We start from the raw sequence: 23,804 nt of genomic DNA on the forward strand, positions 1-23,804 counted from the left end.
CTTTATCAGTGCAGCGCAAACTCGGGAGTCTCTTCGACTTCCGGTGTAGGTGGCGGAACATAAGAGGGCAGAACATACTTAAAGTGCTTCAATGAATCCTCCCAGTGATCCAATATCTTCTGCCCATGCCGCGATCCGGTCTCGCGCACATGCTTCTCAACCAAAAATTTGAGATCCTGTTCTTCCTTGCTGCCTGAAGTAATTTGCCGAAGAACAACATCATCATTCGCCCGCTCTTCCAGCGTGTTGGCGATATCATAGATGAAGGCATCACCCCCGGTCATACCTGCGCCGAAATTATGCCCGACCTCACCTAGGCACACGATCCGCCCGTTCGTCTGGTAATTGCAGCCGTTATCCTGCATACCCTCGACGACAGCAAGACCGCCGGAATTGCGGATGGCAAAGCGGTTTCCGGCTTTCCCGGCAACGAACAGCTCACCCTTGGTCGCGCCGAACAAGGCAAACTGTCCGATCAGGACATTATCCTGCGGGTTCTGTGCAATCGGACTGGCTTCGTCAGCGGAAATCACGATCTTTCCGCCGGAAAGTGATTTCCCGACCCCGTCATTGGCGCCATGTGCACGCAGGGTAAGACCCTGCTCGATAAACGCCCCAAGACCCTGTCCGGCAATCCCGTCCAGATTGATTTTTACATGATCCTCAGCCAAAAACCCGGTCTTATTGAGGGACTCAGGACTGAAAGCCTTTCGAAGGTGATAAGCCATACGCGCCCCGACAGCACGGTCAGTATTCGTGACAGAAACGGTAATCTCGGCAGGTCGTCCGCTCAGGATTTCCTCTCCGTATAGCTTTAGTATTTTTTCGTCAAAATACACGCCGCTGGGATGGTTAGGATCGGAATATTCGTTCCTTTCCCCGGCCTTGAGTTTACTGTGCAGAGGCGCTCCGGCAGGGTTTGGATTCTCAAGCATCCACCCCAGATCAATCCCCACATGCTTCCCGTAGACCTGCTCAAGGCGCTCAAAGCCGCGCCCGACAGCCTCGTCGATCGAACGGTAGCCAACGGCCGCCAACTGCTCACGAACATCGCGGGCCAGATATCGGAACAGGTTCATGACCATGGTCACGGCTTTCTCCTGAGGAGAAACGGCACCGTCCAGAACTGGAAATTTTGCACGGAGTTTTTGATCCTGCGTAGCCACACCAACAGCACATTTATTACTGAAACATTGCCGCATCAGCAGGCAACCCGTCGCATACATCGGCAACGATCCGAAACTATACTCCTCAGCACCCAGCAGGGCCGCGATGACGATGCCCCGCCCATCCCTTAAACCGCCATCGGTCGAAAGGGAGATAAACTCACGCCCGCCAGTGCGGTGCAAAAGCTGGTTAGCCGATGAAAGTCCGATCGACCACGGCATACCTGTATGCTTGATGGAACTTTTGGGTGAGGCTCCCGTGCCTCCGCGGAATCCGGCAATATGTATGGTATCGGCTCCGGCCTTTTGAACGCCGGAAACGATCGTGGCGACTCCGGTCGTCGAGACAAGCTTTGTGCGGACGCGGGCCTCGGGATTGATAGCCTTGAGTTCATAAATAACGCCGGCATGATCCTCGATCGAATACTGATCGTGGTGTGGAGGAGGGGAGATCAGTGTGACCCCCGGCTTGGTATGGCGCAGACGGGGAATGGCGCCATGGTTTTTTGCCCCCATCAACTGCCCGCCCTCACCGGGCTTGGCTCCCTGTGCGATTTTGATTTCGATTTCATCAGCACTCATCAGATAACCGGCTGTCACGCCAAAGCGGGCCGAGGCATATTGTTTGACGCTGGGATCATGCTCAGTGCCGTAAAATTCAGGCTTTGCGCCCCCTTCGCCGCTATTGGATTTAGCGCCAAGGCGGTTCATGGCAACCGTAATCGCGTCATGCGCCTCTGGTGAGAGCGCCCCGAGTGACATAGCGCCATTCATAAAACGCGCCATGATCGTTTCTTCGGACTCGACCTCCTCGACAGGGATTGCATCGACCTCCTTAAAATTAAGCAAATCCGGAATATCGATAGGATGCTCTTGTCGGTTTCGCTCAAGCAGGTCTGTATATTGCCGATAAAATTCCCAGCCCTTGTCGCCGCCCTCGTTAACCGCATATTGCAGGAGCTTGATGGCAAAACCGCCATCGGCATGATATTCCCCGGCAGCGCGCGCTTTGAAAAGCCCACCATCGTTCAAGGTATCATTTGTCGAACGCTTGATATCGCGGTCGTGGTGGTGGACAAGGCGCGTTTCCAGCATATCCATGTCCATCCCGCCGATAGGGGAGGGGATTCCCGGCATATGCTCGTCAAGGATAGTCTGCGAAATTCCTAAAGCTTCAAAGAGGCGGGCTTGTTTGTACGAAGACAAGGTTGACACGCCCATCTTCGACATAGTCTTCGCAAGTCCCGTATGAAGAGCATGATAAAAACTGTCAAGGCATTCCTGCAAGTCAGGCCTCTTATCACCCTTATCATAGGCGCCCTCCGCATGACGGGCAGAGATTGTGCGCTCGGCAAGCTGGCAGGTGCCATAATCCGCCCCAACCCCGAACACGCAGTTTTGTCTGTGCGTCTCATAAGCGGAATTATCGTTGAACCCGATCGAAGTCTGGTCCCTGAGTTCTGATTTAATCAGGTGGGTATGAACGCCTCCGACCGCCAGCATCATGGGCACAGCAACCTTATGCTCGTTTGTAAACTCATCGGTCAGAAAAATATGTTTGCCCTGGTGTGCCGCACTCGCTGCTTCTCCAAGTATTCTGTCCATAGCTGACCTAAGAGACTCGCCCCGGCTGGTATCGAACGTGCAATCGATAACATGAAGATTTTGCTTGCCGATCCTGTCTTGAAGATCGCGCTTGTGCTGTTCGGAAAGGATAGGGGTTTCGTTCAGGAGAAATACAGGCTTTCTGGAAGGACGCCCAGTGGAATCATGCAAAGAGCCCAGATGGCTGCTGATACTCATGCTCTCGGCTTCGCGGATCGGATCGATCGGCGGGTTCGTGATCTGGGCAAACTGCTCCTGAAAGAAATCCGTAAAATGACGGCGTTTTTCAGAAAGAACCGCCAGAGGTGTATCGTCCCCCATAGCGCCCAGAGGGTCTTTCCCTTCTTTCACCATATCGTCGATATATTCGACGTCTTCTGTCGTAATCCCGGCCGTCCTCTGTGCTTGACGCAGAGCCTTGCCATCTTCTTCCCGGTCAGGATCGTACCTGAAGGCAAAAGGCCTTTTCGGATCGGGGACGTCCTGGATATAGGATGTTAATTCAATCTGGTCGCGAAGCTCGGAAACGGCAATCGCCTTAAGTTCCTGATCGCGTAAAACTTGCTTACGCCCCAGATCGACCGCAATCATGGTCCCCGGTGTCAAATTGCCCTTCTCGACAATAAGAGAAGGATCGAGGGTTAGCATATCGTCTTCCGAACCCGCGATCATCCGCCCGTCATTGGTAATGATATAGCGGGTCGGGCGCAAACCATTGCGATCTCCGGCAGCCAGCACCATGTTCCCGTCGCTGACGATGAACATCGCCGGACCGTCCCATTGGTCGTATGTCGCATAAATGTACTTATACATATCACGCACATCGTCCGGGAGTTGAGAACTGCTGCGGACAGCCTCCGGAGCCATCATGGATTTGATGGTGGGAAGAGAAAGTCCTGTATGGCGAAAATACTCCATGGCGGAATCAGCGTCCGCGGAATCAGAGCGTCCACGAATGATTACCGGTGTAACCTTGGCATAATCTGGCCCGTACGCATCAGCAAAACGCCGTGCGTGCATGGGCATGGCATTGCGGTTACCGACAACCGTATTGACCTCACCGTTATGTGCCAGCATACGGAACGGATGCGCCAGCGGCCATTCCGGCATCGTATTGGTCGAAAAGCGGTTGTGAAAAATAATGTAGGCGCTTTTAAAACTGTCATCCTTAAGATCGGGAAAGACTTTGGAAAGATGAGGGGCCAGCGCCATGCCTTTATAGATGATACGCTGCGAACTCATCGAGGGAACATAAAATGTCTCACTGCCGCCTCTGGAAAGTCCGCGCTCGGCAATGTCCTTTTCGATTTGCCGCCGGACAACGAAAAGATGCTTTTCGAAATCTTGGCCTTTCATACCGTCTTGCGGAGGCACAAGGAGTTGCATGATATGGGGCATCGTCTGGCGGGCCAAAGTGCTAAGCGTCTCCTTATCAACCGGAACGTCCCGCCAGATAGTGTTTTTATAACCCGCGTTCTGCATATGGTCCGTGACGATTTTTTGTGCTTGGTCACGCGCCCACCAGTCCTGACGGGGAAGAAAAAATACACCAACACCAAGCGATCCAGCGGCCTCGAACCCGGCCTGATCGTAATAGGCCTTATTCACAAGCCCATGCGGAATTTGCGTTTGAATACCGGCGCCGTCGCCGCTGCCGTCCGGGTTGATTCCGCCGCGGTGCTGGACACAGCCCAGCATGGTCAAGCCGTCTTTGACAATCCCGTGACTGGGTGTCCCGTCGATCTTTGCCAGAAACCCGACCCCGCAAGCGTCATGGTGTTCTTCAGGAACCCTTGTGCTCGGGGAGAGTATTGAACCACCGTCCATGTGTGTAACCCTCTGTTAAACAATCGCGCCTTTATTACATTTAAAGGTCTTAAATTATTCTTTGTTGATTTTTATCCCCGAAAGTCTAGCACAAAGTATTTAGGGAGAAAAAGCGAATTTTCTTCATTATGACTATTTGACGGTAGTGTAAATGTAAAAAAAATGTAACAGACTGTTTTTACTTGTATTTTCTTTCAGTTTTCTTTTGCACTATCCACGCATCCGTCATTTCTTCTAACAGAAGACTTGAGAGTGGGCGGCCCTGCTGAATAAAATCCGATTCAAGCCCACGGAAACGACGCTCAAACTTGTTGTTGCACTGACGCAAGGCCTCCTCGCTATTGATCCCCATTTTACGACCGAGATTAACAAGCACAAAAAGAACATCCCCAAGTTCTTCGGCGCTATTTTCCTTAGACCCGCTATGTACAGCCTCAAGAAGCTCTTTCAATTCTTCCTCAAGCTTATTGAGAACGTCCTGAATATTCTTCCATTCAAATCCCACCTTGGCCGCCTTGGATTGCAGCTTCTGCGCCTTCAGCAAGGCGGGCAGGGCAGGGGGAACGCCCTCCAGCGCACTGGCGCTCTGGCCTTGTCTTTTCCGCTCGGCCTCTCCTTTCTTCTTCTGATCCCAGATCGAATTGACCTCCTCGGCACTCTGTGCGCTTGCATCTCCGAAGACGTGCGGATGCCGCTCGACCATCTTGCGGGCGATCCCGTCAACCACATCTTCGATATTAAAAGACCCGGCCTCGGAAGCCATCTGGGCGTGATAAACGGGCTGCAGCAAAAGATCGCCCAGCTCCTCCCGCAAATCATCCATATCATTGCGATCAATCGCATCCGCCACCTCATAGGCTTCCTCAAGCGTGTAGGGGGCAATAGTCTTAAAATTCTGTTCACGGTCCCACGGGCAGCCGCTGACCGGATCACGAAGCTTGGCCATGATGCCCGTAAGCTCTTCAAACGTGTATTTTTGCCCTTTTGACTTCATGGATCACAACTTTTTGACAATTAACCGAAAATAGAACACATTAATATATAAGGATAATAAGAGCTTTGAACAGAGTGTGATTGAACGGCGGCGGGTGTCCATTGAGTATTACCTACGAGCAAAAGCGCCAGATACTGGATTATATGTCACAGCCCGGACACTGGGGCAATCATTTCGACATGAACTTCTTCACGGACGAACGCCGTAAATGGCGTACGACCACGCAAAACGATGTATCGGTATCCGCCAGCCCGGACAGGCGGTCCTTTTTCCTTGAGGATCAGAAAACAGGCGCCAGCCTTCTCTTGATTGTAGAAAAAGACAACTCTCGGATCATCACCGATGAATCGGGTTCTATAGTGAAAGTGAACGCTCAATCAGAAATTTCTGCATCCAAGGGAGCGGAAGTGGCAAATCTTGAGAGTGCCTATGAGATAGGGCTAAACCAGCCGGGAAGCCGTATTGCATCGATCCCCGAATTATCTTGTTACGCCAGATTTTACAATAACGGCGGCAAGGCAGTATTCCTCGACGATAGGGGAACAAAAATTTCTCTTCCACCCCCAAAAGACGCAAAGGCCGCAACCATGCACATGGGCCGCTTTTTCCATGTCGTATCTTTTGATCTGGACACCGCAGCAAGCTGGGGAATGACGCCATACGGCCTCCTCAACGGCGCGAAACTAATCGTATCGAAAGACCTGTCTATTGAGCCGGACCTGCGGACTTTTAACGATCTGGACCCGCAAAGAGCCGCTGAATACCTGGACTATCTGCTGCGCGATGATTACGACACCACGTTCAAGGGTCCATGGCAATGGCGCCCGAAGATCGACAAAAAGGTCGGCGACATCGCGCATCTGCAAAAAAAGTGGACGGACGTGACCGAATTCAGCGGCTATTTTATCGCCACGCCCCAGCAGTTCCATGTGGAGACCACGGACAGCGGTTTTAACATCGGAACCTCCTTGGACCACCGCGAAACCATCTGGGCGCAGGCCGCAGTCTTAAAGGCCGCATCGTCCGGCCATATCGTTCCGGTCGAAACGGTGTCTTCGCGCTTTGCGCCTCGGACATTGATGCATTTGCTGCAGAATAGCCAGGCCTTGCCGGACCACCGCGGACGTTCCTGGAACTATGTGGTTATCCACGCCAAGGAGACGGCGGATATTGCAAAGGAGGCTCGCAAAATCGGGCGCGAAAATTTCAGCCTCACAGGATATCATTTTGCCGCACTGAATTATGACGACCAGACGTGTTTGGTCGCCATGGACACCGAAGTGCTTGAAAAATTATCGCGCAGCTATGATGCAACGATCGAAATGCTGCACATGATAAAATCCCGCAACACGGATGCAGCGAAGATGAAGGATCTGCTTGAAGCCGGTGCCGATTTGCGCTTTGTAAATCCCGAGGAAGTCGCCAAGGGAAGAACCTTCGCCAATGAAATGGCTCAAGCTGAAAACTTCGAACTTCTGGCAGAACTGAGAGATAATGGCGGTGTACACGATCTCAGCCCGATAGAAGAAGAGCCGCCCGAACCGCAAGGCCCAATCATGTGAGAGAGGCGCAAGAAAGTGAAACTAAATAGAATATATTAATTACCATAATATACATTATCACACAAGAGTATAACCTTATGTGGCTTAAACCTCACTTCCTCTGCCCTCCGGTACCCTGTCGCCCAGAACACCCAGAAGCTCTGAATACGATCCCTTAATCTGGCGATAAAGCTCACCCTTTTCTTCGCATACAGCTTCGAAAGCCTTCTCAGCCTCAAAACAAAGTTCCGAAAGTTTCTGTGCACCCAGATTAGCCGCCGAACCTTTAAGCTTATGCGCGGCTTTTTTCCACTGTTCGTATTCCTGCTCAGCAACGCTGGCCTTCAGGATATCAAGAGACTCTTGTGCATAGTTAACAAAGATGCCGATAAGCTCCTCTTCTTCCTCCGGCGTTTCGGCAAAAATTCTAAGTCTGTCCCAGTCAAATATGTTCTCCACGCCATGAATAGACTGAGTGACAGGCTCTAGCGGAACAAGAAAACTCTGATCATCCTCAGGGCTTTCAAAGCTGTTGTTGCACGGCAGCCATTTCTCAAGCACGGAGGTCAGTTTGCTAATATCGACAGGCTTGCTGATATAATCATTCATTCCGGCATCGAGGCATTTTTCCCGCGCCCCACGCATGGCATCCGCAGTAACGGCTATAATCAGAACATCGCCGATCAAAGCCTCCTTCTCCCTGATAATCTCGGAGGCCTCGAACCCGTCGATTTCCGGCATCTGACAATCCATAAAAATAAGGTCGTACCTATTCTTCTCTGCGGCCTCTATCGCCTTGTGCCCGCTCTCGGCTTCATCAACAATCATAAATCCCATCTTCTTTAAAACTTTTCGCATAAACAGCAGATTGACAGGGTGATCATCAACCACAAGAACACGGGCTTTGCGGTTATAGTTATTTGTACTGGCCAAGGCCTTTTGCAACGAGGAGTCAGATTCGGCTGTTGCATTGATCAATGGAAGATCGAGATAAAAGATAGTGCCTTCGCCTTCGGTGCTCTCAAGATCAATAGTTCCATTCATCATTTCTACAAGCTCTCGTGTAATGGAAAGACCCAAGCCTGTTCCTCCATATTTTCGTGCCGTCGTAACGTCGGCCTGAATAAATTTCTCAAATATAATTTGCTGCTTCTCAAGGGGTATTCCTATACCCGAATCCTGGACTTTAATATTTAACCGCCGTTCTCCGGGGTGAGACAAAAATTCTTCAATAGTGACAAGAACTTTTCCGCTCTCGGTAAACTTGATGGCATTGCTGATCAGATTATTGAGAACCTGCTGAAATCGTCCGGGATCGCCAACAATACGATCAGGAACTTCCGGGCTAATCATATACTCCAAAGCTATACCCTTTCTGGAAGCAAGCGGCTTCTGTAAATCTATCGTCTGCCGCACGACTTGCCTCAAGTCGAAAGGTATAGTCTCAAGAATCAACTCATTCGCCTCAATTTTTGAAAGATCGAGAATATCGTTCAGAAGATTGAGCAGGCTTCTGGAAGAGATATGAATAGCGTCCGAAAGTTCCTTTTGATCATCCTGTAACGGCATTTCGGCGAGAAGCTCGGAAAGACCGAGAATTCCGTTCATGGGGGTCCGCAGTTCATGCGACATATTCGCCAGAAAACTCCTCATAGACCGCTTGGCGACCTCGGCGGACTCTCTACTCACCTGTAATTCCTTCTCGAACGCTTTACGCTGGGTAATATCCCGCTCTATAGCAGTAAAATGAGTGACGACCCCCTCATCGTTCCTGACTGGCGTAATGCTGATATCAAGCCAGTAGGGAATTCCATCTTTTGTATAATTCTTCAACTCTCCCTTAAACGGTCGCCCCTTCGAAAGACAATCCTTGAGTTCACGAAGAACCTTGCGATCCGTATCCCGCCCCTGAAGAATGCGGGGCGTCTGCCCGATCAACTCATGCGCCTCATAGCCCGATATACGCGTCACGGCCTCGTTCACATAAAGTATGGTAGGGTTATTTAAATCGGCTGTAGTAATAATAACACCATCCTTGGCATTGACGATCGCCGCCTCCATAAGCTTGGCGTTCTCGCTGAGATTGGCTATGCATTCCATGGCAAACCTCCTGATAGGGCGATTAAACGGTGCTCTGCGAATGACTTTGGATATAATACAAAAGATGTTCTCTCAGAAAGGGCTTGGAGATAAAGCCACTGGCGCCCTTCTCCATCGCCTGCACGATGTTGTCCAACTGCCCGTTGCTTGAGAACATTACGACGCAGGCACCAGGATCGTTTTTAAGTATCCACTCTAGAACGGCATAACCGCTATTATCCGGTAAATTGATATCCAGAAATACGACATCCGGCGTAAAGGATGAAAACATTGCGAAAGCCTTGTTGGCAGAAGGTGCAGTTATAAATTCGCACTCATTCTTCAGGGCGTTCCGTACCATCCAGCGGGTAACGGCATCGTCTTCCACCAGAAGAACACGAGGCGCACCTGAATGTGTGAGGCTGCGCCTGGGCGCTTCACCAGGGAATGAGGCCTGCTCCATCTCGGTTCCCACAGATACAGCCTGCGAGTATGGGAGCGTGAATATATCCTTCTGTTCTAGAACAGCTTTGCTGTACTCGGCGCCCTCCGTGCTAAGCTCATAAATGTCATAGGAGACAAGCATATGGCTTTCGTTGAAAATAAGATCGCAGATTTGATTCCCGGCTTGCTCCAGGATGGCCCGAGGCACATCACGGCAAATGACATGAATGTCTCGGCCCTCGCAATAATACACGCGCCCTTCCGCGTCCTTGAGATAGGACTCAAGGATCGACTTGCTCCAGATTAGAATTTCCTGCTGATTGTCCTCACTCACATCCTCGATCAGAATACGCAAGCAGTGCCAACCCTGCCAGCTGAGAGGATTGCGTCCAATAGAGCTAGCCGCCGCCACCAGTTTGACTTCGGCATTAAGAGACAAGATGTCCATGATAAGCTTCCTTGTTTATTTTGGCTTGAATGAAAGGCGAACGTTCGATGGTCCAGAAAAGTTTATCTTGTGTGAAAGGCTTACCAATGAAACCTTTAGCGCCAAGCTCACGAGACTTCAAAATATTCTCTTTGCTGCCATTACCGCTGAACATCACGACATGGGCTTCTGGATCAATAGCAAAGAGACGCTCCAGAACTTTATGCCCGTCCATATCCGGCAGGCCGATATCAAGAAAAAGAATGTCCGGCGCCTGCCGCACATAATTGAGAATGGCGCCCTGGCCGTCAGGGGTGACGGCGAGGGCATATTTATCCTTTAGCGCAATGCTAATCAGCTTTTGCGATAAAGCATCGTCTTCAACAACCATAACCACAGGATGCTTGCGCTGGGCACGGCGCTCAGCCAGTGTCGCAATCAGCGTTTCGTCAACAGTGTTAAGCGTTTGTTCGACGCATAAAGGTTTGACTTCTTGGGGCTGCTCCTGCGAGCGTACCCTCTTCTCGCAAAATCGTCTGAAGGCCTCGATTTTTCTCTCGCACAAAGTCCGTAACCGCGGCCAATCTACACCCACTTCAAAAAGATAGGCCAGCCCCATAAATGAGGCTGGCCCAAGTTTCGCTTCAAGGTGGTGCAAAAACTCTTGCAGGCGCTTATTGGTAATCGAGCGCGCCAAAATAAAAACATCGCTGTCGTGGCAGACATAAACACGTGAACTGGCATCATCAAGATAACACCGTAACTCACTCAACAAGGCCGGCACCCATTCCGACTGATTATTGTCTGGGAAATATGATGTTTGAGTAGTAGCCCTTTTGAAATAAAGGCAGCGCAGGTGCGGCTGGCATTCCCAGGCGTTCTTGACGTCCTTGAAAAGAAGCTCCTCCGCATTTTTAAGAATGACCTGCATAACATAAATCCTTTCCTATTTATGTAAATGCAAGGCTTGTGCCATAAGTTTAAATCAATGCAATCAATAGTTTAATAAAATGCCGAGCAAAGCTATTCTCATAATAAGACGTTTCAAATTAAGAATAGCCCCAATTTGAAACGCCTTTTTAACCCCTCCCCTGTTACTCTAAAAAGGGAGAAAGACAATGACCGAACAAGTCCTGATCGTTGATGATGACGCCCTGCATAGCAATATGCTGGCCACCCTCCTCCGCCGAAAACTCGCTTACGAAAGCACAAAGGCAGGTAACGGGCGTGAAGCGCTAAACCTGCTCGAAAAGGATTCACAGCAAAATATCCTTCTTGTGATCCTTGACCTGAATATGCCGGTAATGGGTGGCATGGAAACTCTGGAGATTATCCGACAAAAATACCCTGCCCTGCCGGTTATTATGCTGACGGGTACGCAGGATTCCGAACAGGCCGTTCAGGCGATGAAGCTGGGCGCCTCGGATTTTATCACAAAACCTTACGAGGGTGAGCGTTTGGCCGTTACTGTTCGCAACGCGCTCAAACTCTCGGGACTCTCACGAGAGGTACGCCGTTTAAGTCGTAAGGAAGAGGGGCGCCTGACCTTCGACACATTGATTGGCAACGATCAAGGGTTACTAGCCGCTGTAAATGTAGGCCGAAAGGCTGCAAGTTCCGACATCCCCGTTTTGATCTGCGGAGAAACAGGTACCGGAAAAGAGGTCTTTGCTCAGACTATTCATGGTGAAAGCCAACGCAGCGGAAAGCCGTTTATAGCAGTGAACTGCGGTGCCATTCCGACACAACTCGTTGAGAGCGTTTTGTTCGGTCACGAAAAAGGGGCGTTTACCGGAGCGACAGAAAAAACACTGGGGAAGTTTCGTGAAGCAGACGGCGGCACCGTATTTCTGGACGAGGTAGGGGAACTGCCCCTCGACGCGCAGGTCAAATTGCTGCGGGTACTCCAGCAAAAGGAAGTCGAACCGGTAGGCAGCGCCAGATCTGTTCCGGTGAATGTCCGCATAATCTCGGCAACAAATCGCAATCTGGCGCACGACGTAAAAACGGGGCGATTTCGTGAAGACCTTTATTTTCGTCTGAACGTCCTTGAGATAGCTCTCCCACCTCTCAGGGAGAGAAAATCGGACATTCTGAGTCTAGCCCAGCATTTTTTAGAGCGTGAAGCCGTTAAACACGCCTCACCGCCCAAACACTTCTCGAAGGAAGCGAAAGCGCTTCTAAGCAATTATAATTGGCCGGGCAACGTCCGCGAGTTAGAAAATAAGGTCAGAAGGGCCAACCTCCTGTGCGATGAAACAGAAATTACAAATGCCGCACTTTTCGATGGTACAGATTTTAAAAACAAAAACGCTCAGCCGTCAGAAGCGCTGCGGAAAGGCATGATGACCATAGACCTGATAAACTTGGAAGGATTAATAAAAAAAGCCGATGAAATCGAGCGAGAAATGATTGCAAAAACGATGAATTACACGGGTCAAAATATCACCGAAACATCACGTTTGCTCGGAATCGCAAAATCGACGCTTTACAGAAAGCTTACTGATAAAAACTGAAGTCACTTACGTGGCAGCTTGATCATATCCGCAACTTTGTTGTTTTCTTCGGCGGTCTCTTCTTCTGCACTCGCAGCTGGTTCAATATCGGCAGGATTCGCAGAGCCAGAGGCATCCGCACTTTCGGATGCAGAACTTTCAGAGCTTTGATCCTGCTCCTCGACGAAATGAACCATGCCCTGCTTCTTCTTTGAATAGGAGGTTTTAGCGCCCCCCTCTTCCGCTTGCGCTGCGAATCCGACAAACAAAACAAGGGCTGTAGCAAAAAGAACGGGCAATTTCATATCAAAAACCTCCGGGAAAATGTCCTAGCGGGAAATATAGGAGAATAAAGAAAGACAAGTCAATGCCTCTGGCAACTCTTGCACTGTCCGTGAAGCTCCGCGTTCCAACTGCTGAGCACAAAACCCTCCTCCTCGGTTTTACGGGCCAAATCCTTGGGCAACTCACACAAATGCGCCTCAATAACCGTCCCGCAACGATCGCAAATCATAAATTGCGACCCGGAATGTTTATGCCCGGCATGACAGGTGATAAAGGCATTCAGGCTCTCGATCCTGTGAATAAAGCCATTCTCTTGCAGAAACTCTATAGCCCTATAGGCGGTCGGCGGCTTGGGATGGTCAAGAAATTGGCCAAGTTTAGCCAATATATCGTATGCGCCTATTGGCACTGAGCTACCCGCGATAATCTCAAGCACATGGCGCCTCGGCTCTGTAAAACGAAGCCCCTTCTCTGCACAATAGGCCTCGACGATTTTAACAAGTTTCTGAACTGCGCCCTTTTTCATGCTTTTCCATGTCCCTAGGATGGAGGGACAATAGTAACATCCTTAAGACGGTAAAACACGTTATATTCATCGTCCACCGGAACCAGTTCAAACTTGCCCGTAAGCGTCAGCGCATCGAAACTAAACGTAATCGGGGCTTCCGCATGAGCCTCGATGACCATAGACGGGCCGACATGGTAATGATAAGGACAACTCATGGGAAAGGGACCGAAAAGAAAACGAGTTTGCTCCTCTTTTTGCTCTAAAGGAAACATATACCCCTGCATGACAACGGTCTGACCGTCGAGATTCTTAACATCCTTGGAAAACTCAGGGCGCACGGAAATTAGATCTCCATCCTCGACTTTACCGACAATGACCTCATTCTCTTGAGTAGTGGCAAGCAACTGCCATGAAACCCCGCCCTCGGGGGTTTTAACAAAATCAGGAACCGCATTAACCAGAGACTCCTGGCTGAAAGTCGTAGAAGAATACTCCCACTCCTCGATCGCAAGAACAGAAGAGCTATAAAACCAAGTCAGCAAAACTAAGGACAGTAACCGTATCATGTAACCCTTGCCAGTTGAGCGGAGACATCAATGCGTCCGGCTCTCAAGGCAGGAATAATAGCAGAAATAAGACCTGCAAAGAAAATGGAAATCAGCGCCTCCGCGAGTCCCGGGGCGGACCAGTCAAAAACGGCCTGACTTTCATTAAGGGCCGATGAATAGGAAACAAGCGCACGAAAACAAACCGCTCCCAAAGCCAACCCCAGAATAATCCCGCTAGTGGTGACCATAAGCCCCTCGGCCAGGACAATCCCGATAAGACGTCGCCGGGAATAACCAATGGCCCTAAGAACGGCCAATTCACCCATCCGGCTGTCAATCGTGCTGGCTAGGCCGGAGAAAATACTCAGCGCGGCTATAGCAATTAGTAAGAACGACAAAGCGCCGAGACTCTTCGAGCCGATGCCAAGCAAACCACTCAGTCGAGCCATCTCAAGTGCCGGGTTGGCGGCCTGCAGAGCGCTTTCACGGTTAATCGTGTGCGGAAGGTTCATCGCCGCTAGAGGACTTTTGACCTTAAGAAGCACAGCGGTAACCTCTGGTAACGACATACCGATCTCTTCCGTGTGGTCGTCATCGTGTGGCTTATGCTCTTCCTCATGATGGTCATGATCATGCTGCCCATGCAGTTCGAGGACACTACCGACGGAGGTCAGGATCAAACGGTCCAGAACCGTACCTGTTGGCTTAAGGGTGCCGACAACCCTGTAGGGATGATCCTCGTGATGATCTCTTCCCTCGATCAAACCGTGTGCCCCGGAAAAACTCATATCAAGCCGTAACCCGGTCGCCGATCCGGCAATGGCCTCAAAAGAATTTTCCCAGATACGCCCATCTTTTAAAACAGCTCCGTAAACAAAAAGATAATCTGGTGTCGTTCCGACAATCCTGAACCCGTGCCAGTTATCACCCAGTGCAAGTGGTATCGCCTGCTTAACCTGCGGATGCTGCATCCAGCGTTTAGCTTCGCTATACGGTATATTCCCGACAGGTAAATCGACATGATAAACGGAAGAAAGAATGAGCTGTAACGGGCTGCCTTTGGCACCGATCACTAGATCAACCCCCTGCCCGTCTGAACTTAGCCTTTTATGAACATGGTTTGAAAACATAATGACTAAAAGTGCCAACATGAAGCCGAAGGCGATAAGCAGCACAGACAGAGCGCTAGGTGTAAACCTTGAACACAGAGAACAGAGAACAAGGCGAAGATCGTTCATATACTCATCTCCAGAATATCCTTGAAGTATGGCTTGATCCTCTGGTCATGCGTTGAGACGATAAGGCTAACTCCTGAGGCCTTTGACAGTTCAAACAGAAAGTCCATAACGGCCTTTGTATTGACGTCGTCCAAAGCCGATGTCGGCTCGTCGGCGAAGACAATTTTCGGGCTATGAACACACGCCCTGGCAAGACAAACACGCTGCGCCTCTCCCTGACTAAGGGAAAAAGCTTTCTGAGATTCTTTCCCTTTTAACCCCAAAGCTTCACAAACTTTCAAAATAGAAGAAAGTTCAGGAGACTTACGCGCACTGGAAAACGCCAGTGCGATATTTTGTTGGACATTAAGGTGCCCGACAAGATGCAGGCTCTGAAAAACAAACCCGTAATTTTCGGCACGAATTTGGTCCAGACGATGTGGCCTAAGACCACGATAGGACTGCCCCTTAAAAAGAACCTCACCCGAAGTCACCGGAAGCAAACCTGCAAGTGCGTGAAGTAATGACGTTTTCCCGCACCCTGAAGGGCCAAGAATCAAAAGACTCTGCCCCGAAGCAAGATTCAGGTTTTCGGCGTTATGAAACAATTCACGTTCGCCACGGAATAGCTTGATCTCTCTGGCTTGCAATAGGTCCAAGGGTATAGCTCCGGTCTGTGCAAAACCCTTACACGAAAAGAGCATTTGACTCAAGAAGATTAATTACGTTATAACATTACACTTATCGTTAACAGGAGTGTTACCAATGTCAGCTACAGATAATTTTAATCATAGTTCATCCTTTAATTGGCAGGATTTCTGGTTCCACGCCCTGATTATGATCCCCATTGAATTTGGCATCCTGCACTCGACACCGTTGGGCCCGATGCTAACAAGTTTCTTCGGATCGGTCTGGAGCGGACTAGGAATGGATTTTGCCGCCCATGCCGGAACAGAAGTTCTGGCACAAACAGCTACGGAGTCAGCTGCGTCGGGATTCTGTCATTTCCATGGCGCAGAAATGGTCTGCCATTAAAAGCTTTAGGAAAACTAACGCGGCCCTATCAGCGATGTCGGCGCGGATGGACCTGAAACTCTGTCACTCGGTCCAAGCCCATAGAGTTCGGGCCTGATCTGGCTGTCGCGGATCATATAATCGCTCAGCCGCTTTTGTATTGGGTCATCAGCAAAGGCACCCTCGGCGCGGAGATCCTGAATAATCTTGAGCGTAGGTCTATGTATATCCTTTATAAAAGCCTCCGGGGTTCTATCGCCGATCTCCAGATTGTATACGCCAGCTTGCCTGTTAAACAGCCCGAAATACTCGTCCACGATATGCTGCCGATACAGCTTGGGATCGGTCTCTCGCATAAAATCCAGAGCTTGCTGCAACTCGACTTTCATAGCCTCTTTGGTTTGTTGAATTTTCTCGTAAACACCATCTTTCCTTTTTTCCGGGTCATCGCCCAGTGCCGTATACTCTTCCCAGAGCTTATCAACCTTATCGTTTAGCTCTTTCAGATTGTTAGTAAACGGCTCATACCGCCCCTGTACCGCTGGACCATGCTGCGCCACGAATTCAGTAAACTTACTTTCGTAAAAATAATCGACATCACTTGCTGTCACGCTAGTCAAGTCCAGACGAAAGCGCGGATTTTGCGCCAGATGTTGGTCGTAAATCCGCCCTAAAACCTGATCGCGAAAGCGGTCCAGAGAACTGTTAAGGCTGTCCTGAGTAACCTCAAAACCCTCCTCTCCTTGTAGAAAAATCCCCAGAACACTCGTATGGATGAATTCCGGGTTGTTAACGAGCATACTATGTGTCGAACGGTCGGAGTTCTTGACATCCTGCATGGCGATCATGTCGCCGATGGCATTCCCGGCGCGCGCCGCCAGTATCCCTTCGCGAAATTCTCTTGTGCCCTTTGCTCCTATACCCTCGAAACCTTCGATGTCAGAATCACGCTCATTTTGCCAGCGCCTCCAGAAATCATCGGGTTTGTGGCCGTCGAAATGTCCGATCTCATGGCCGAGAGTGAATTGTCTGACGGTCAGAGGGTCACCAGGAAAAGCGGCTTGAAATGCCTTGTGGTGGCTTTCTTTGTCGTTATAGCTGCCGATATCAACCTTGCCGTCCCGATTGAGATCAAACATCATCAGGGCGGGCATGGGCGTATCCCGCGACATCTGCAGAACGGTGTCCATATCCTTCTGACTCACCCAGGAGAAAAACCCTAGGGAGCCTCTTTTGGCTTGCCAGAAAAGTTTCTCAACGTCTTCCTTTGAATCGTCAGGTCCATAAACGACAATGTGCCCGCTGTTACCCACGCGCCGGAAAACCTCCTCGGCTTGCTGCCTTCCGCCGTAGGATTCTGCTGTCTTGTCGCTGATATAAAGCCGCCCGTCCGCCACCTTCAAACCCCGAATTCTTATTTTATATAATCATAATAATCACTTAGCTAAAAAAACGCAAACGGGTAAATTTTCTCATGAAATATCAATACGTAAGCCATCATAAGCCGGATAAAAACCCTTCGGCAACTCGTTGAGTAAGGTCTGGTAATCCATGACGGACGTCAAACTGGACAGATAAACCGCCTCGGCCTGAATGATCTTGTTATAGCCAATTACATCCGCGATATTCGCGTGTACCGCATTGTTCTTGCTCTGATAGGCGGCCGCATCCACGATCCACGTTTTTACGCCCTTCATAGCGTTCAAAGCGGCATCATCAAGCGACTTCATGTCCACGGTATACGCCAGATCACCGAAACGGTACCCGGTACACACGCACGACCCATGATCGACGGCAAAGGGAACAAAAGAAATATCGCCGAACATGTTCTCCTTGCCGAAATCTTTGTCCTTAAAAGTCCGCGCCTCCAGAATGGGCGGATAGAAAAACGAATTATTCCCGCCTTCAAACAGATAACGGAAACGTTCGGTTAAATCCTCAAACGTCTGTGCATTGGCATAGGTCGGTAGTGGCTCACGTGAACCGCGAAAATAAAAACTCCGCAGATCGTCGATCCCGTGGCAATGATCCCCATGCGGGTGCGTATAGAAAACCGCATCGGGGGGCGGCAGACCCTCGCGGTTCCACTGCTCACGGAAATCCGGCCCCGTATCGACGACAAGGGTCGTCTTCTCGCTGAACACGGCCAGCGAACTTCTTCCCCTGCGGTTCTTCGGCTCGTTCGGGTCGCAATGCCCCCAATGATTGCCGATCCCCGGAACACCCGATGAATTGCCGCACCCCAAAACGATGGCGTTAAGTTTCATTCGAGACTCGCCCGGTCAAAGAGAGTAAAGAAATTCCGCGTGGTTTGCGCGGCAAACTCTTCCCTCTCAACCCTTAAAAAATCGGCCAAAAAATTCCCCGTATGAGCGACATAAGCCGGCTCGTTGGTTTTCCCCCGGTGCGGCAGGGGCGCAAGAAACGGCGCGTCCGTCTCGACCAGAATCCGGTCCAGCGGAACCGTCTTTGCAATCGCCCGCAATTCATCGGACTTCGGAAACGTCACCATCCCTGAAAAGGAAATATAAAACCCCAGATCAAGCGCATCCTTGGCCAGTTGCGGGCCGGAGCTAAAACAATGCATAACGCCCTTGAGCCCCTGCCCTGCCCCCTCCTCCCGCAGGATCTGAACCGTATCTGCTTCGGCCTCGCGGCTATGCACGATCAGGGGCAGCCCGGTCCGAACACAGGCCCGAATATGTTTGCGGAAAGATTCCTGCTGATCCGGTCGCGGTGAATGGTCATAATAATAATCCAGCCCCGACTCCCCGATTCCGACGACTTTGGGGTCGGACAAGGCCTTCGCACAAATCTGCTCCAGAGTAATCGCTTTTTCCGTTTCCAACCCCGCGTCATGCGGGTGCGTCCCGATGCTGCACCAGACATTGGGAAGCGGCTTGACCATAGCCAGAAGATCGTCGAATTCTTCCGCAATCCGGCAGCATATGGAAATCATTCCCGCAACCCCCGCCTCACGCGCACGGGCGGCCAATAGCGCAGGCGTATCCTCCGGCGCCACCCGCGCATGATTGAGATGACAGTGGGAGTCGATCCACATAACGCCCCTACTCCGCCGCTTCTTCATTTTCGACGATGCGCGGAAATACCCCTTCCGGCTTGTCGATCACTGTTCCGGGCCGGAGGGCATAATCTTTCGAAATATGTGTGAACAACCGTTTGTCCTCCGGCACTTTGAGCTGATCCAGTAATTTAGCAGAGGACGAAGGCGTAACGGCTTGTACCGCGATAGCGATACACCGCACAGCTTCTGCAATAACATAAAGAACTGTTTCCATCCTCTGCGGGTTTTCTTTCTTGAGCTTCCATGGCGCCTGTTGGTCAATATAAACGTCACAGGCGGAAATAACTTTCCAAATCGCCGTCAGGACATTATGAAAGGCAAAGCTGTCCGCGCTGTGCCTTGCATCCGCATCAATCAAACGATCATACGCATGCTCAAGCAAAACCTTATCCTCGATCGCCAGATCGCCCGGCACCGGAATTTTCTCTCCGCAGTTTTTATAAATCATAGACAACGTCCGCTGCGCGAGATTGCCCAGCCCGTTGGCAAGATCGGCGTTGATCCTCTGCACCGCCTGCTCGTGCGAAAAATTTCCGTCCTGCCCGTGCGGAATCTCCCGCATCAGGAAATACCGGAACGGATCAAGCCCGTAAGCCTGCACCAGCGCATCGGGCGAAAGCACGTTCCCGACGGACTTCGACATCTTCGCCCCCTGCACATTGATAAACCCGTGCGCGAAAATATGCTTCGGCAGCGGTAAATCCGCCGCCATCAGAAACGCGGGCCAGTAGATCGCATGAAAGCGCGTGATATCCTTGCCGATGACATGGTAATCTACCGGCCAGAATTTCTTGAAACTCTCCGACCCTTCATCGGGATAGCCGATGGCGGTGATATAATTGGTCAGTGCATCCAGCCAGACATACATGACATGGTCCGGCTCGCCGGGGACAGGAATCCCCCAGGTCAGGCGGCTCTTGTGGCGGGAGACCGACAGGTCTTTTAAGCCTCCCTCCTGCTTGACGAAGCTGATGATCTCGTTCGCCCTCACATTGGGAATAATAAATCCCGGATAGTCCTGATAAAGCTTGAGAAGCTTATCAGTATATTTCGACAGCTTGAAAAAATAGCTCGGTTCTTCCACCCATTCCACTTCCGTCCCGTTGGGAGTCAGCTTCTTGCCCGTCACCGGATCGGCCGTCAACTCATCCTCGCCGAAATACCCCTCCTCGCGGACCGAATACCATCCCTCATACTTCCCGAGGTAAATATCGCCCTTTTCCTTCAGCTTGTTCCAAATCGCTAGCGAGGCGGCATAATGCCGGGGTTCTGTCGTGCGGATGAAATCGTCATTGGAGATGCCGAGCGTCTTCGCCATCTCCTGAAAATAGGCCGCGTTCATATCGGCAAAAGCTTTAGGGCTCATGTCATTTTTTTCAGCCGTCTTGGCGACCTTCTCCCCGTGCTCGTCCGTCCCGGTCAGGAAGAACACATCGTAACCGTCCAGCCGCTTGAACCGCGCCATCACATCGGTCAGGATGACCTCATAGGCATGGCCCAGATGCGGCTTGCCGTTCACATAAGAAATGGCGGTCGTAATAAAAAAGGGCGTCTTTGTGCTCAAGGTAATACCTCTGTCAGGTTGAAAAACCCTAAATTGTTGATTTTTTTAAGGGTTTATCACAAGAAACGCGCTGCGTACAGTTTCCCGCTTGTCCAGATTGGAAAAATCCGTGCGGGCGAAATGCCCCTGCAAGGCATCGGTTATGCCAAGAAGTCGGTCAAGGCTGACGGTCTGGAACATCCGTTCGATCCCCCCTCCGCGCAGAAACTCGGGCAAGGGCGCATCCCCCCTCGCCCTAGCAAACACAAGCGTTCTGAATATCCAGACAAGGAGCTGCGTAAAAAGAGCATAGCGCTTTTCTGTGCCCGGCCCGCCGAACCCGTCGGCAAAACGGTGCAAAACCGCCCAGTTCCAGTCGGGAAAAGCCGAAAACAGGGACGCAATCTCCGAAAATAGCTCCGGCCCTTCCTCTTCCGCAAAGCGCAGCGCTTGACCGATACTGCCCTCTGAAAAGGCGACAATGAGGTCCATATCCTTAGGCGAATAAACAAAACCCTGTCGCCCCAGCAATTCCCGCAACGTAGTTTTTTCAAGTGGCGAAAAGCCGATGACCCGGCTGCGCGACCGTATCGTCGGAATCAACTCCCCGATCCGGTGCGTAATCAGCATAATGACAACCTTCTTCGGCGGCTCCTCCAGGATTTTGAGAATGGCATTCTGGGCCGCCGCATTCATCGTGTCCGCATCGTCGATGATGACGACACGCCACCCGCCCTCGGCCGAGGTTTTTCTTAGAAACGGCGCGATCTTACGAACGCTATCGACGGTGATTGAGGTTTTTTCCTTGCCCTTTGAAGCATCCACGGCGCGCTCAATGTATAGAAGGTCTCCATGACCCCCCGAAGCCACACGCGAAAAAACCGGATCCTGTAAATCCACATCCATGCTCTTGGGAAAACTGATGGCCTCCCCGCCGAAAAGACTATCCTGCGGCTCGGAAACTTTTCCGAATTTCAGAAGATAGCGCGCAAAACGAAACGCAAAAGTACATTTTCCGATCCCCTTGGGGCCGGAAAGTATCAGCGCGTGCGGCAAGGAATCCTTAACGAACAGATCGGCCAACAGTGCCTCTTGCTCCTCGTGCCCCAGACAGAAAGTCATCGACGTAGGCTTGGTCAAAAAGGGCGAAGATTCTGCGTCTACAGAACCTTTCGAGGAAATATCCTCAGGCTCAAAAGTCTCGGCCTCGGGATCGGCTAAATGCTCGGCAAACAAATCCATGCGCGGCCTTTCCTAGACGCGGGCCTTCGTCGCTGCCCAGATCGCTTCGGCCATAACTTCTGCAGTATCCATGGCATTCACGATCTGACAACGCTTCGGCTCCTTGCGGGCAATGTCAAGAAACCCTTCCCGGACCTTCTCATGAAATTCCATTTCCATACGCTCAAAACGGTCTTCCGCCTGAAGATCGGGTTGGCTTTCACGCGCCATCCGCTTCGTCGAGCGCTTCAGCCCGATGGCCGGATCGACATCAAGGATAAAGGTGAGATCGGGTTTCAATTCGCCTAAAGAGTCCTGCGTCAGCTTCTCGATATTATCCAGCGGGACGCCCCGCCCGTACCCCTGATACGCAAGGGTAGAGTCTGAAAACCGGTCGCAGATGACGACCTTCCCCGAATAAAGCGCCGGCCGCACGACCCGTTCGACATGCATCACCCGCGCCGCCAGAATAAGCAGAACCTCGGCCAGAGGGCTCCATTTCTCTCCCCCGTTGCGAACCAGAAGAGACCGAATTTTCTCACCTTCGGGCGTCCCGCCCGGCTCACGGGTAGTGATAACCTTGTAATTCTCGCGGGTCAGACGTTCCGCCAGTTTGTTGATCTGCGTCGTCTTCCCTGCGCCCTCCCCGCCTTCCAGCGTAATAAACAGGGGTCTCTTTTTATGATGTAAATTCATTCCCTACGCCTTGCCGCCAAGGATCATCTTGGCCTTTTGCATGATCTTGCCGAAAAATCCGGCTTCCTCGACTGCACCGACCGTAACCAGCGGGACGACGATATCCTTGACGCCGGGAATCTTTACAGTGGCTTTCCCCACATTCTGCCCTTCTTTGACCGGAGCAATCAAGGGTGATTGATAGGAAATCTCAACAGTGGCCGACTCGCGGTCCATCTTGGGAACCGTAACCATAAGGGGTTCGGCTACAGCGACCCCCACGCTCTCTCCCTCGCCAAAGACAACGGGAATACGCTCAATTTCCTTGGGAGTTTTGAAGAGGGAGATATTGGCAAAGCTGCCCAGCGCCCACTGCACGATCCGCGCCGACTCATCCGCCCGCTCCTGCTGATCCTTCATCCCGCTCAAAACCGCAACGATCCGCCGCCCGTCCTGCATCCCCGAGGCGATCAGCCCGTACCCCGCCTCCTCCGTATGCCCGGTCTTGACCCCGTCCACCCCGATATTGCGGTACAACAAGGGGTTGCGGTTCCCCTGCTTGATATCGTGATAGGTGAACTCCTTCTCCGAGTAATAAGGATAATACTCGGGAAAATCCTTGATCAGCCTCTGCGCCATAATCCCCAGATCGTGCGGCGTGGAATAATGTTCCGGGTCCGGCCATCCGCTGGCATTTTTAAAATGGCTGTTCTCCATACCGATTTCTTTGGCCCTCTTGGTCATCGCTAGAGCAAAAGCATCCTCGGACCCAGCCAGAGCCTCGGCCAGAACAATCGTGGCATCATTGCCGGATTGGATAATCACACCGCGGATCAGATCCTCCACCTTGACCTTCTCGTTGATCGGCACCCACATCTTGGACCCTTGCGTCTCCCATGCCCTCTGGCTGACCAGAAGCTCATCCTCCAGCTTCAGCCGCCCGAGCTTGAGCGCATCAAAGACCAGATACATGGTCATGACCTTGCTCATGGAGGCCGTCGGCATCCGCGCATCGGCATCCTTTTCATAGAGGACCGCTCCGGTGTCAAAGTCGATGACATAGGCCTGCTTCGCCGCTGTCTGCAGCGCAGGTTCCTCCGCATAGACAGCAAAAGACATAAAAAAGCTGA

General features: G+C 51.3%; 20 protein-coding genes. 3 read left to right on the forward strand and 17 right to left on the reverse strand.

From position 1 onward, the window contains the following. Nucleotides 1-5: 5 nt before the first annotated feature. Nucleotides 6-4,598 (reverse strand): glutamate synthase large subunit, encoded by a 4,593-nt coding sequence (gene gltB, locus IPN28_08560; protein QQS56343.1) that lies wholly within the window; start codon nucleotides 4,596-4,598, stop codon nucleotides 6-8. 178 nt (nucleotides 4,599-4,776) lie between these two features. Further along, entirely contained in the window at nucleotides 4,777-5,592 is an 816-nt protein-coding gene (gene mazG, locus IPN28_08565) for a nucleoside triphosphate pyrophosphohydrolase (protein ID QQS56344.1), read from the reverse strand. Between the two features lie 101 nt (nucleotides 5,593-5,693). Here mazG and IPN28_08570 point away from each other — a divergent pair, with 101 nt between their 5' ends. Beyond that, a complete protein-coding gene (locus IPN28_08570; protein ID QQS56345.1) occupies nucleotides 5,694-7,154 on the forward strand; it encodes a hypothetical protein in 1,461 nt (486 codons plus the stop codon). Nucleotides 7,155-7,238: 84 nt separating this feature from the next. On the opposite strand, the gene IPN28_08575 is transcribed toward IPN28_08570, so the two are convergent. The 3 genes from IPN28_08575 to IPN28_08585 are packed head-to-tail and all read right to left on the reverse strand — an operon-like array spanning nucleotide 7,239 to nucleotide 11,014. Continuing rightward, on the reverse strand, nucleotides 7,239-9,233 hold the full coding sequence (locus IPN28_08575) for a response regulator (GenBank protein ID QQS56346.1): 1,995 nt from the start codon (nucleotides 9,231-9,233) through the stop codon (nucleotides 7,239-7,241). Between the two features lie 22 nt (nucleotides 9,234-9,255). Continuing rightward, nucleotides 9,256-10,104 (reverse strand): response regulator, encoded by an 849-nt coding sequence (locus IPN28_08580; GenBank protein QQS56347.1) that lies wholly within the window; start codon nucleotides 10,102-10,104, stop codon nucleotides 9,256-9,258. Continuing rightward, nucleotides 10,085-11,014, reverse strand: a complete 930-nt coding sequence (locus IPN28_08585; protein QQS56348.1) for a response regulator — start codon at nucleotides 11,012-11,014, stop codon at nucleotides 10,085-10,087. The genes IPN28_08580 and IPN28_08585 overlap by 20 nt, the downstream gene beginning before the upstream one ends. Nucleotides 11,015-11,201: 187 nt before the next feature. On the opposite strand from IPN28_08585, the gene IPN28_08590 reads away from it, so the two are divergent. Then, nucleotides 11,202-12,599, forward strand: coding sequence for a sigma-54-dependent Fis family transcriptional regulator (locus IPN28_08590; GenBank protein ID QQS56349.1), 1,398 nt, complete (start codon nucleotides 11,202-11,204; stop codon nucleotides 12,597-12,599). 2 nt (nucleotides 12,600-12,601) lie between these two features. On the opposite strand, the gene IPN28_08595 is transcribed toward IPN28_08590, so the two are convergent. From IPN28_08595 to IPN28_08615, 5 genes are all read right to left on the reverse strand, one after another. Next, nucleotides 12,602-12,883 (reverse strand): hypothetical protein, encoded by a 282-nt coding sequence (locus tag IPN28_08595; GenBank protein ID QQS56350.1) that lies wholly within the window; start codon nucleotides 12,881-12,883, stop codon nucleotides 12,602-12,604. Between the two features lie 59 nt (nucleotides 12,884-12,942). After that, the gene (locus IPN28_08600) at nucleotides 12,943-13,389 is read right to left on the reverse strand and encodes a transcriptional repressor (GenBank protein QQS56351.1); all 447 of its coding nucleotides are present in this window, start codon (nucleotides 13,387-13,389) and stop codon (nucleotides 12,943-12,945) included. 14 nt (nucleotides 13,390-13,403) lie between these two features. Then, the gene (locus tag IPN28_08605) at nucleotides 13,404-13,937 is read right to left on the reverse strand and encodes a DUF3299 domain-containing protein (GenBank protein ID QQS56352.1); all 534 of its coding nucleotides are present in this window, start codon (nucleotides 13,935-13,937) and stop codon (nucleotides 13,404-13,406) included. Continuing rightward, nucleotides 13,934-14,992: an ABC transporter permease gene (locus tag IPN28_08610; protein QQS56353.1), complete on the reverse strand. Its 1,059-nt coding sequence runs from the start codon at nucleotides 14,990-14,992 to the stop codon at nucleotides 13,934-13,936. Before IPN28_08610 ends, IPN28_08605 begins: the two co-directional genes overlap by 4 nt. A 161-nt stretch (nucleotides 14,993-15,153) precedes the next feature. Next, nucleotides 15,154-15,849: an ATP-binding cassette domain-containing protein gene (locus tag IPN28_08615; GenBank protein QQS56354.1), complete on the reverse strand. Its 696-nt coding sequence runs from the start codon at nucleotides 15,847-15,849 to the stop codon at nucleotides 15,154-15,156. Nucleotides 15,850-15,901: 52 nt separating this feature from the next. Here IPN28_08615 and IPN28_08620 point away from each other — a divergent pair, with 52 nt between their 5' ends. Further along, nucleotides 15,902-16,171 carry a hypothetical protein gene (locus tag IPN28_08620; GenBank protein QQS56355.1) on the forward strand — a complete coding sequence of 90 codons (270 nt, stop codon included), beginning with the start codon at nucleotides 15,902-15,904 and terminating at the stop codon, nucleotides 16,169-16,171. Nucleotides 16,172-16,185: 14 nt separating this feature from the next. Here the strand turns inward: IPN28_08620 and IPN28_08625 are convergent, their stop codons facing one another. From IPN28_08625 to IPN28_08655, 7 genes are all read right to left on the reverse strand, one after another. Next, on the reverse strand, nucleotides 16,186-17,553 hold the full coding sequence (locus tag IPN28_08625) for a hypothetical protein (protein QQS56356.1): 1,368 nt from the start codon (nucleotides 17,551-17,553) through the stop codon (nucleotides 16,186-16,188). 69 nt (nucleotides 17,554-17,622) lie between these two features. Continuing rightward, on the reverse strand, nucleotides 17,623-18,417 hold the full coding sequence (locus IPN28_08630) for an MBL fold metallo-hydrolase (GenBank protein ID QQS56357.1): 795 nt from the start codon (nucleotides 18,415-18,417) through the stop codon (nucleotides 17,623-17,625). Beyond that, nucleotides 18,414-19,211 carry a TatD family hydrolase gene (locus tag IPN28_08635; protein ID QQS56358.1) on the reverse strand — a complete coding sequence of 266 codons (798 nt, stop codon included), beginning with the start codon at nucleotides 19,209-19,211 and terminating at the stop codon, nucleotides 18,414-18,416. The genes IPN28_08630 and IPN28_08635 overlap by 4 nt, the downstream gene beginning before the upstream one ends. A gap of 7 nt (nucleotides 19,212-19,218) precedes the next feature. Continuing rightward, nucleotides 19,219-20,805, reverse strand: a complete 1,587-nt coding sequence (locus tag IPN28_08640) for a methionine--tRNA ligase (protein QQS58580.1) — start codon at nucleotides 20,803-20,805, stop codon at nucleotides 19,219-19,221. A gap of 39 nt (nucleotides 20,806-20,844) precedes the next feature. Next, nucleotides 20,845-22,020 carry a DNA polymerase III subunit delta' gene (locus IPN28_08645; protein QQS56359.1) on the reverse strand — a complete coding sequence of 392 codons (1,176 nt, stop codon included), beginning with the start codon at nucleotides 22,018-22,020 and terminating at the stop codon, nucleotides 20,845-20,847. Between the two features lie 12 nt (nucleotides 22,021-22,032). Continuing rightward, nucleotides 22,033-22,695, reverse strand: coding sequence for a dTMP kinase (locus IPN28_08650; GenBank protein ID QQS56360.1), 663 nt, complete (start codon nucleotides 22,693-22,695; stop codon nucleotides 22,033-22,035). Nucleotides 22,696-22,698: 3 nt separating this feature from the next. Then, entirely contained in the window at nucleotides 22,699-23,793 is a 1,095-nt protein-coding gene (locus tag IPN28_08655; GenBank protein ID QQS56361.1) for a D-alanyl-D-alanine carboxypeptidase, read from the reverse strand. Between the last annotated feature and the right edge of the window lie 11 nt (nucleotides 23,794-23,804).

The organism is Alphaproteobacteria bacterium, assembly GCA_016699735.1.
GTDB lineage: Bacteria > Pseudomonadota > Alphaproteobacteria > Micavibrionales > Micavibrionaceae > JAGNKE01.